The following is an 8771-nucleotide window of genomic DNA, read 5'->3' as shown; positions in this document are numbered from 1 at the left end:
ATCGAGAGCCAGGACTTCCTCCCGCCGGCGCCCGAACCGCGCCCGCTCGGCGCGCCGATCGGCTCGGCGGCCGAGCTCGCGGAGGAGCTGTCCGCGCTGCTCGCCGCGCGCGAACCCGACGTCGCGGTCTTCGAGCGGGTGCTGGACGGGCTGGTCCGCCTGAGCCACCTGGACCGGGCGGCGCTGGCCGAGGCGGTGGAGCCGGTCCGCCGGGTGCACCGGTGGAGCGGCGCCAGCAGCTGGGGGGACTGCGCGCCCCGGGACGTCCTCTACGTGGTGGCCGCGGTGGCGGGGGAGACGCCCCCGTGGAAGCTCTGGGACTACCTCGGCGGCAAGGGTCGCTCCGCGCTGCGCGGCGACCGCACCACCGTGCACGGGGCCGTCCTCGCCGCCCGCCTGGAGGAGGCGTCCCGGCAGCTGTTCCGGGATCCGCCGCCGTACCTGCTCGCCACCCCGACGGACACCACCGGCGCGCTGGACGCGGCCGTCCTGGTCGAGCGGATCGCCGGGTACGAGGCGGCGGGCGCCACGCCGGGGAAGACCGACCTCGCCCAGGCCCTGCTGCGGGTCGGCGTGGCCGTCGACGGGACGGTGCTGACGGCCGCCGAGGCGCTCACCTCCCCGGCCGGGCGCCGGCTGGCGCACTGGCTGCGGACCGGAGGCCTGCCGGCCCAGCCGTCCGAACGGGTGCTGTTCGCGCCCGGCAAGGGGCTGCTCCGGGTGAACGAGTACGGGAACCGCTGGTGGGAGGAGGTCGAGCGGATCCTCGTCGCCCAGCCGGGCATCGGCGCCGGGCCGAAGGGGCCGGGCGGCGAGCGGCTCACGCCTGAGTTCCGGGCGCTGCTGGACGGTACCGAGCCCAGCGTGGCCCGCGCCCGCACGGTCTACAACTGGAACTGGCGGCCCGTCGCGCACTGGTTCGCGATGCTGCCCTGGCACCGGGAGGAGCTGGCCGCGCTCTGGCTCGACCCCTTCGCCGAGGGCGCCGACCTGGGCGAGCGCGGCGCCGCCTGCCACCTCCCGCAGCTCGCCGAGGCCGGCGGGCCGGCCGGGCTCGCGCTGCACCTGGCGCTGGCGTACGGCCTGGGCGCCCGGCACGCCGAGGACCGGACGGCGGCGGTGGACGCCCTGCTGGTGCTCGCCGCGCGCGGCGACCTGGACGGCGAACTGCTCGGCCGCGAGCTGGGGGCCCTGGTGGTGTGCGGCACGGTCATGGCCGGCCGGCTGGGGTCGGCGCTCACCATGGCGGCGGAGACCGGCGCCCGGGCGACGGTCTGGTCCGTCCTCGGGCCGGCGCTGCCCGCTCTGCTGGGCGAGGCCGACCAGGCGACGCGCGGACTGGGCGACCTGATCGGGCTCGCCGCCGACTGCGCCCGGCGCACCGGGGCCCGCGGGCCGGTCGCCGAGGTGACGGCGGCGGCCGGGCGGGCCGGCTCGGGTCGGGTGGTCAAGGAGGCCCGGGCGCTGCGGGACGTCCTCGCGGGCTGAGGGGCGAGGGATCGGGGGCCGGGGGGCTCGCGCGGGCGGTGAGGGCCGGGCGGTGAGGCCGAGGGTGGTGGCCCTAGGGTGGGCGGGACTTCCGCCCGTCCTTCCCACCCTCCCCACCCTTCCCGCCGGAGCGTCCGTGCTGCACCTTCGCCTGATCGTCCCGCCCGACCTTCGCGATGCCGTGCTCGGCTGCCTGGACGAGGTCGTCGGGGTGACGCACGTCGTGCTGATCCCGGACGCGGCCGTCCGGCCCGCCGGGGACGTCGTGCTCTGTGACGTGGCCCGTGAGGCGGCGGACGAGGTCCTGGCCGCGCTGCGCGGGACGGGGCTGCCCGAGCGTGGCGCGATCGACGTCTCGTCGATCGATCTGACCCTCTCGGCGGCGGCCGAGGAGGCCGAGCGGCTGGCCCCCGGAGAGGGGGCCGACGCGCTGGTCTGGGAGTCGGTCTCCGAGATCACCCATGAGGAGTCCACCCTCACCTGGGTGTTCCTGGCCTTCCTCACCGTCGCCACCATGCTCGCGGCCTGCGGCGCGGTGCTGGACAGCGCGATCCTGGTCGTCGGCGCGATGGCCGTCGGGCCGGAGTTCGGGCCGTTGGCCGGGCTCTGCGTGGCCGTCGTCCAGCGACGGCTGCGCCCGGCGCTGCGCTCGCTGAACGCGCTGGTGACGGGCTTCGTGGTCGCGATGGCGCTGACCGTCTGCTTCGGGTTGCTGATGGAGGGTCTCGGGCTGTTCAGCCAGGAGAAGTTCGACGCGGCGCGGCCGAACACCTCCTTCATCTGGCAGCCCGACGCGACCTCCTTCGTGGTCGCCTTCCTGGCGGGCATCGCCGGGCTGCTCTCGCTCACCTCCGCGAAGGCCGGGACCCTGGTCGGCGTGGCGATCTCGGTCACCACCGTTCCCGCCGCGGCCAACGCGGCGGTCGCTCTCGGCTACGGCGACGTCAGGCAGTTCTGGGGGTCGAGTGTCCAGCTGCTGTTGAACCTGTTGGGGATCGTGCTGGCCGGGGTGCTGACCCTGCTGGTCCAGCAGCGGGCCTGGGCGCTGATCCGGCGCCGACGGGCGGGGTCCGAGGCGGCGAACAGGTGACGATCGGCGGGTGGCGGCTGACAACTTTCAGCTGACAGCTTTCAGCGAACAGACTTTGAAATCTGTTCGCTGAACGTCGTCGCCTGTTCGCGCCCCGCTCCCTCCCCGCCGGCGGCCGTCGTGGCGCCCCGCTCGCCGGCCAGCGGCGGGATGCCGCGCGAGGTGGCGGCGACGGCGCGCCACCACAGCCGCAGCGCGGGGGGCGCGACCGGTTCGAAGGGCTTGCCCGGGCGGGGCGCCGCGAGCCGGGCGCCGAGGGCCTGGGCCGCAGTGACCACCCGCTCGGCGGGCTCGTCCCAGGGGTGCGGCGCGAGGTTGAAGGTGCACCAGTGGATCGGCAGCAACAGCTCGCCGCCCAGGTCCAGGTGCGCCCGTACGCCCTCCTCGGGCGTCATGTGCACCTCGGGCCAGAAGTCGCTGTACGCGCCGACCTGCATCATGGTCGCGTCGAACGGTCCGAGCCGGCGGCCGATCTCGGCGAAGCCGGGGAAGTACCCGGTGTCCCCGCTGTGGAAGACCCGGTGCGCGCCGCCCGAAACCACCCAGGACGCCCACAGGAACAGCGCGCTGGTGCGCGGGCCCCGGCTGCAGTAGTGCCGGGCCGGTGTGGCGGTCAGCGTCAGCCCGGCGACCTCGGCCGACTCCCACCAGTCCAGTTCGACGATCCGCCCGGCCGGCACCCCCCAGTGCTCCAGGTGCGCCCCGACCCCGAGCGGGACGGCGAACACCGCGCCCGTCCCGGTCAGCGCCCGGACGGTCCCCATGTCGAGGTGGTCGTAGTGGTCGTGGGAGACCACGACGACGTCCACGGGCCCGAGTTCGGACAGCGGCAGCGGCACCGGGTGCAGCCGCTTGGGCCCGGTCCAGGAGAACGGGGAGCAGCGCTCGCCCCAGACCGGGTCGAGCAGTACGCGCCGTCCGCCGATCTCGGCGAGCACCGTCGCGTGCCCCAGCCAGGTCAGCCGCAGCCCGGACTCCGGCGGCGCGGCCAGGTCGGCCGGGAGCAGCCGGTGCACCGGCACGGCGGCGGCCGGGACGCGGTGGGTCTTGTCCCCGGTCAGCTGGGCGCGGGTGATCTCCAGCGGGCTGCGCTCGTACACCAGTCGGCGGGTCGGTACCGGGTTGCGGAAGGCGCCGTCGGCGAACTGCGGGGAGCGGCGGATCCGGGCCAGCCGTTCGCCCCGGGGCTCGGCGCCGAACGCGTCGGTGCGGACCCGGTGCCAGGCGGCCCGGGGCAGCCCGGCCAGGCCGGGGACGGCGCGCTCGGCGGCGGGTCCGGTGGCGGGCGGGGCGAGCAGCGAGGACAGACCGGCGAGGCGGGAGAACCACGGGGCGGGGCGGGGCACGGCTCCTCCTGGGACGGTCACGGCTACCGGGCATGCCGGGGCGCGCGGTGCAGCGGCGGGTGGGGCTGCTGCGGTGCGACAACCATCTCGTCGGAGGTTACTCGCCGTGGGCCGTCCGGACCTGGTGGGAGGCTTGCCCGGGGCCAATCGGAGTACCCGGGACGGCCGGCGCGGACCGGTGCCCGGGTGCGGCCCGGCCCCCTCGGTGTCCCCTCGGTCCGGGCTCGGGCATCGCCCGCTCCCTGCCCGTTCCTTGGCCGGTCCCTGCCCGTTGCCTGCTCGAAGCGAGCCCGGTCAGGCGTAGAAGCGGGTGATCGTCTCCGCGACGCAGTGCGGCTTGGCGCTCCGCTCGCTGGTGACGGTGAACCGCACCACCGCCTGGACCCCGCCCGGCACCTCGGTGGCCGAGAGCAGCTCGGCGGTGGCCCGGATCGCCGTGCCCACCGGCACCGGGGCCGGGAAACGCACCTTGTCGGAGCCGTAGTTCAGCGCCATCCGCACGCCCTCGACGGCGTAGCACTCCTTCGCCAGCACCGGGATCATCGACTGGGTCAGGTAGCCGTGCGCGATGGTCGAGCCGAACTGGCTGTCCCTGGCCCGCTCCGGGTCCACGTGGATCCACTGGTGGTCGCCGGTGGCCTCGGCGAACAGGTCGATCCGCCGCTGGTCGAGGGTGTGCCAGCGGCTGGTGCCCAGCTCGGTGCCGACGGCGGCGGTCAGCTCGGCGAGGGAGGCGAAGGTCGTCACGGTGCGCTCCTGGTGGGGGACAGGCCCGGGGAGGGATCAGGACGCCGGAAGCGTATGCCTACCCACCGGTATCTGTCAGGAGCCGAACGGAAATCCGCTGTTCACGGGCCCGGTGCCGATGGGTCGCAGCGCCGCCCGGCCCGGGCCGCCGGGCCCGGTCGGGAACAGCCGGCGGCCGCTGACCAGCTCCGGCACCAGCGCGACGAACAGCGGCTCCGGGTCGCCCACCCAGGGCCGGAGACCGGAGCGCAGCACCCGGCGCACCTGGTCGGGGTCGCTCACCACGTCGGCCCGTCCGTGCACCAGTACGCTCCATCCCGTACGGGTGACCGGGTCCAGCAGATCGGCCTGGAAGGCCACCACGGTGCCGTCGAGCCCCCGGGCGGTGGCACTTCCCCGGCGTACGGCGAGCACCAGCCGCCCGTCCAGGACCTCGAAGGAGACCGGCAGGACGGCCGGCAGCGCGTGCTCGGTGTACACCACGCGCCCGACGGGCACGGTGCTGAGCAGCTGCAGGCACTCGGCCTCGCTCAGGGTTTCCACACGGTCCTCACGCTCCATGCGTCCGATGGTCCCCGGTCGGTGCGCACACCGATAGGGCCCATGGTCCCTGAGCGGACGGGCCGGGAGCCCCGTCCGCGTCGGTCCGGGGCGGTAGCCTGCCCGGCGGGTGGAGGAACGGTGGAGGAGGGGGGACGGCCGGATGGCGGGCGGGGTCGATCTGGTGGTGATCGGGGCGGACGGCGGGCCCGACCGGGCCTTCGGCGGGGCGGCGCTGGCGCCGGACGGTGCCGGGCTGCTCACCGACGTGCTGCCCGGGATGTGCTTCGACACCGGCGCGGCCGGCTGCCGGGTCACCACGGTGGCGCCGGACGCGGACGCGAACGCGATGCTCACCGCCGTCCGGGAGGCGGCCCAGCACCCGGGCCGCTGGCTGCTGGTCTGCCTGGTCGGCCAGTTGGTGGCCGACCCGCGCGGGCGCCGGCTCGCGCTGGTCACCGCCGGCAGCACCGCCGACAACGCCTACCGGCGGGGCCTGGCCTGGGACTGGGTGGTCAGCGCGATGGTGCACGGGGACCAGGAGGAGGCGCTGCTGCTGGTCGACGCGGTGGTCGACCGGGACGCCTGGGCGGCGCTGGAGCGCGGCGAGGACGGCGCGGGCGAACTGCTGAGCTACTCGCGGGTCCCGCTGTGGGGCAGGATCGGCCGCTACGCGCCGGCCGGCCGCTACACCCCGGGCAGACGCGGCCGGGACGCCGTCCGGCCGGGCGGGGAGGGTTCGTTCAGCCGGGCCCTGACCACCGTCCTGCGCCAGGGCGTTCCGGGTGCCCCCGCGGCCGTCGCCCCGCTCGATCTCCAGCCGGCCGTGGCCGCGCTGACGGACGGTGGGGAACCGGCCGGTAGTTCGGGTGCGCCTGGCGCGCGCCTGCTCGTTCCGCCGCACGCCGGGCGGCTCCTGATGCGCAATCGGGCCGCGGTTCGGGGCGCATTGGCCGGATTGTCGCTTTCCGAAGAACTGTTGGCCGTTCTGTGGCGGGATAGTGCCCCGACGGAACCGCCTTCCACGTAAGGTCAGGGGGCCTGAGGTGTTGCCGTGATGGGGTGGGTTGGCGAAGAATCGATCCCCAGCGGAAACATCGGCGGGACGGCGGAATTCTCCTGGCGGCCGTGGATCACGGATCGGGTCGGTCGCAACGAGGTGGGGCCATGCGGCAGCGCGGAAATGTGGTGCGCCCTGGGGTGGTTGGGGGCGCCGGGGCGGCCCTGGTGTTGCTGCTCGGCGGTTGTGCGAGCGGCGGTGCCGGCGGTTCCGTCGATCGTCTCGGGTCGACTGCGCCCACCGTCGCGGGAGTGAACCCGGTACCTCCTTCGGGTGGTTCGGTAAACGGCTCGATCGCGCCGACCAGCGGTCCGGAAGGGGCGATGGGACGGCTGGCCCTGAAGACGTATCAGGACTGGTGGCAGGCCCAGGCCGAGGTCTTCGGGCGGTCGGATTCGGACGGGTACGGACTGGAGCAGTACGCGTCGGGACGGGCGTTGTCCGACAGCCTGGTCAGCCTCCGGCAACTGCGCGACGCCAAAGTGGTGATGACCGGCACGCCGCGCAATTCCGCGGTGGTCAAGGCCATTGATCTGAATGCCGATCCGCAGACCGCCGTGATCGAGGACTGTGTCGACCTGTCGGGCTGGCACCGCGTCGATGCCGTCACCGGGGCCGCCAAGGATCCCGCAGGGCGGCTGAACCGATACGTCGGAACCGCGTCGCTGCGCTGGTTCCAGGCGCACTGGTTGATCCACGACTTCAAACGGGAGGTGGACCGGACATGCTGAACGCACGGAAACCGGCCCGGCGGATCGCATTCGTCGCGTCGATGTCGGCGGGGTTGCTGCTGTCCTCGGCGGTGAGCGCGACCGCGGACGACCCGCCGGGCGGCGGGGCCGAACAGTGTGCCCCGAACGTGATCTGCGTGGACGTCACGTCCGGCGGGAAGACTCCGGCGCCCGGCGGCTCCAAGCCGGGCGGTGGCGGCGGCGGTTCCTCCACCGGCCCCCAGCTGTGCGGCTACCACGAGGTCTCGTGGGCCTGCCACGACCCCGAGCTGGGCTGGTTCAGCAACGAGAAGGGCTGCTACTACCGCCCGCTGGACAACCCGCCGGCCGCGGGTGATCCGGCCTGGGGCGGCCACGACCCGAAGGACGGCACGCTCTACACGAAGGTCTGCCCGCAGACCGGCGGGGGCATGGGCGGTGCCGAGATCGTCTTCGAAGCCGGTTCGCCGGACGGCCAGAACGTCAACGCCGAGGCCACGGCCATCCAGAGTGCCTACGACCGGGTCCGCTTCAAGGCGCCGGTGGGCCGGGCCGCGCCGCAGCGCACGGCGGTGGTCAACGCCCCGGTCTGGCTCTGGGCGGACGGCGCCGCACTGCCCACACCGGGCAGCGCGTCGGTCGCGGGCATCTCGGTCACCGCCACGCCCCGGCTGGTCAAGGCGGACTGGAGTTTCGGGGACCACCTCCAGACCTCCTGCGCCACCCCCGGCACGCCGTACGACCCCAAGTACGGCGACGCGAAGTCCCCGGACTGCGGCTACGAGTTCAAGACCGGCTCGGCCGGCGAGAAGAACGGCGTGTTCAGCGCCACGGTCACGATGCGCTGGGAGGTCAGGGTCGTGGTCACCGGCGGGCCCAACCCTCGGACGTTCACCATCCCCGGCATCAACCAGAGCAGCGCGCCCTTCGAGCTGAGGGTCGCCGAGATGCAGGTGCTCAACTGATCGCGCCGGCGCGGCGATCCGCACACCGACCGGCCGGCCTGTCCTGACCGGTCGGCACTGACCAGCCGGACGAGCCGGACGAGCCGGACCAGCCAGGCCAGCCAGACGAGCCAGACGAGCCAGACGAGCCAGAGACGAACGAGGGAAGGGCGGAACCCGGTGGAGAACCGTACGTTCGCGACGCCGGGATCCGGCACCTCCGCGGGCGCCGCGGCATCCGTGGCGCTCCCGGAGCAGCAGGAGCAGGGCGGCGCGGGCAAGGGCCGGGGCCGGGGGGCACCGCACGCCCCCGGGCGGACCATGCGGGCGCGGCGGCGGCGCCCGGCGGTGCTGGCGATGGCGGTCGCGCTGATCGCGGCCGGCGGGCTGGGCGGAGCCGTCCTCTACAACAGCACCGGCCAGCGGGTCGCGGTGCTGGCACTGGCCAGGGACGTGCCGTGGGGACAGGTGATCACGGAGGACGACCTGGTGGTCGCGCGGATCGCGGGGGACCCCGCGCTGCACCCGGTGTCGGCCCAGGACCGGGTGAAGGCGGTCGGCATGCGGGCCGCCACCGACCTCAAGCGCGGCGCGATGCTCACCGGCTCCGACCTGGCGCAGGGGCTGTCGGTGCAGCCCGGGCAGATCGTGGCCGGGGTGTCGGCCAAGCGCAGCCAGCTGCCCGCCAGCCGGCTCCAGCCCGGCGTGCAGATTGTCGTCGTCTTCACGCCCGACAACGGCCGGGCCGACTCGCTGCCCGCCACGGTGATCACCGTCGGCCGGGTGGACACCGACGGCAGCCAGGTGATCGACGTGGCGGTCGGCACGGCGGACGGGCCCAGGCTC

8 protein-coding genes and 1 pseudogene are annotated in these 8771 nt (G+C 74.7%); 6 read left to right on the top strand and 3 right to left on the bottom strand.

Annotated elements, in window-relative coordinates; all coding sequences use genetic code 11:
* Together BU198_RS15040 and BU198_RS15035 are read left to right on the top strand one after the other, a co-directional pair.
* Nucleotides 1-1488 (top strand): annotated as a pseudogene (locus BU198_RS15040) (DUF6493 family protein); the annotation flags it as partial.
* Nucleotides 1489-1624: 136 nt separating this feature from the next.
* Nucleotides 1625-2578 (top strand): DUF389 domain-containing protein, encoded by a 954-nt coding sequence (locus BU198_RS15035; protein ID WP_188297354.1) that lies wholly within the window; start codon nt 1625-1627, stop codon nt 2576-2578.
* Between the two features lie 41 nt (nt 2579-2619).
* Here the strand turns inward: BU198_RS15035 and BU198_RS15030 are convergent, their stop codons facing one another.
* The 3 genes from BU198_RS15030 to BU198_RS15020 all read right to left on the bottom strand — a co-directional run bounded on the left by BU198_RS15030 (nt 2620) and on the right by BU198_RS15020 (nt 5232).
* Nucleotides 2620-3825, bottom strand: a complete 1206-nt coding sequence (locus tag BU198_RS15030) for an MBL fold metallo-hydrolase (protein ID WP_188297356.1) — start codon at nt 3823-3825, stop codon at nt 2620-2622.
* Between the two features lie 393 nt (nt 3826-4218).
* Nucleotides 4219-4671 (bottom strand): MaoC family dehydratase, encoded by a 453-nt coding sequence (locus BU198_RS15025; protein WP_188297353.1) that lies wholly within the window; start codon nt 4669-4671, stop codon nt 4219-4221.
* A 75-nt stretch (nt 4672-4746) separates the two neighbouring features.
* Complete coding sequence (locus BU198_RS15020) at nt 4747-5232, bottom strand: pyridoxamine 5'-phosphate oxidase family protein (RefSeq protein ID WP_188297352.1); 486 nt, start codon at nt 5230-5232, stop codon at nt 4747-4749.
* Between the two features lie 142 nt (nt 5233-5374).
* Here BU198_RS15020 and BU198_RS15015 point away from each other — a divergent pair, with 142 nt between their 5' ends.
* The 4 genes from BU198_RS15015 to BU198_RS15000 form a co-directional block, all read left to right on the top strand.
* Nucleotides 5375-6241, top strand: coding sequence for a hypothetical protein (locus BU198_RS15015; RefSeq protein ID WP_188297351.1), 867 nt, complete (start codon nt 5375-5377; stop codon nt 6239-6241).
* A 137-nt stretch (nt 6242-6378) separates the two neighbouring features.
* Nucleotides 6379-7002, top strand: a complete 624-nt coding sequence (locus tag BU198_RS15010; protein ID WP_188297350.1) for a hypothetical protein — start codon at nt 6379-6381, stop codon at nt 7000-7002.
* A complete protein-coding gene (locus tag BU198_RS15005) occupies nt 6996-7946 on the top strand; it encodes a hypothetical protein (protein WP_188297349.1) in 951 nt (316 codons plus the stop codon). Before BU198_RS15010 ends, BU198_RS15005 begins: the two co-directional genes overlap by 7 nt.
* 159 nt (nt 7947-8105) lie before the next feature.
* A partial coding sequence (locus BU198_RS15000; RefSeq protein WP_317620128.1) for an SAF domain-containing protein occupies nt 8106-8771 on the top strand: 666 nt, incomplete at its 3' end.

The organism is Streptomyces sp. CBMA156, from assembly GCF_014596515.1.
Lineage (GTDB): Bacteria > Actinomycetota > Actinomycetes > Streptomycetales > Streptomycetaceae > Kitasatospora.
Note: the sequence above shows the minus strand (reverse complement) of the source record. Positions and strands in the feature narration are given on the sequence as shown.